Here is a 656-nt window from a genome sequence, read left to right as displayed (position 1 = left end):
GCCTTTAAAAGTAAACTTTTGCGAACCGCCTTGATGTTCGTTTGACGGATGCTCATTAGAAAAAGTAACAGTAAATTCGCCCGGCTGGTCGTTGTATTTGATTTTGCCTTTGGGCTGATCAGTATTGGGCTTACAGGGCTCGGAAACCCATTTGCCGTTTACGTTGCGGCCGCAGGCTTTGTCGTTGGTTTTTGGGGGTGTAGGGCTGGGGGGCTCTTCTTTGGAATTTTTGGGTTGCTCTTCGGGTTTGTCTTCTTCGTGGCCGGAGTTTTGGTAACACACTAATTTTTGATAATCACATCTACCTACTCCACTTGGCTTATTTTTTTCCAATGCTTCTTTAGCGGTTTTATGAGTAGAAATAGCGTCTGTATCTATCCCATTTACTCCACCATTTTTGCAATCCCCCTTACAAAAAAGATTATCCAAACCGACAAAATATCTATTATCTTTGGTCTTATATACAACATACCTATTTAAAGACCAGTCATACATACCCGAAGTATCAGATACAACGGAAATATCTTCTTTAGGAATAAATGCTGCTCCTGCTTCAAACGACACAACAGCCATCACAACCGCCAGCAGCAGCCTAATCTTCTCTTGCATTTTCATTTTTACCCCTTGACTTTCTTTGCCCATTAGCCTACAAACAG

At 41.9% G+C, this 656-nt stretch carries 1 protein-coding gene; it reads right to left on the bottom strand.

Features of this window, described 5'->3' with window-relative positions:
* On the bottom strand, positions 1 to 615 hold a 615-nt coding region (locus MB824_RS03905), incomplete at its 3' end, for a hypothetical protein (RefSeq protein WP_238746158.1).
* Positions 616 to 656 lie beyond the last annotated feature (41 nt).

The organism is Kingella pumchi (genome assembly GCF_022288825.1).
GTDB lineage: Bacteria > Pseudomonadota > Gammaproteobacteria > Burkholderiales > Neisseriaceae > Kingella_D > Kingella_D pumchi.
The sequence above is the reverse complement of the archived record's forward strand: the minus strand, read 5'-3'. Positions and strand labels throughout refer to the sequence as shown.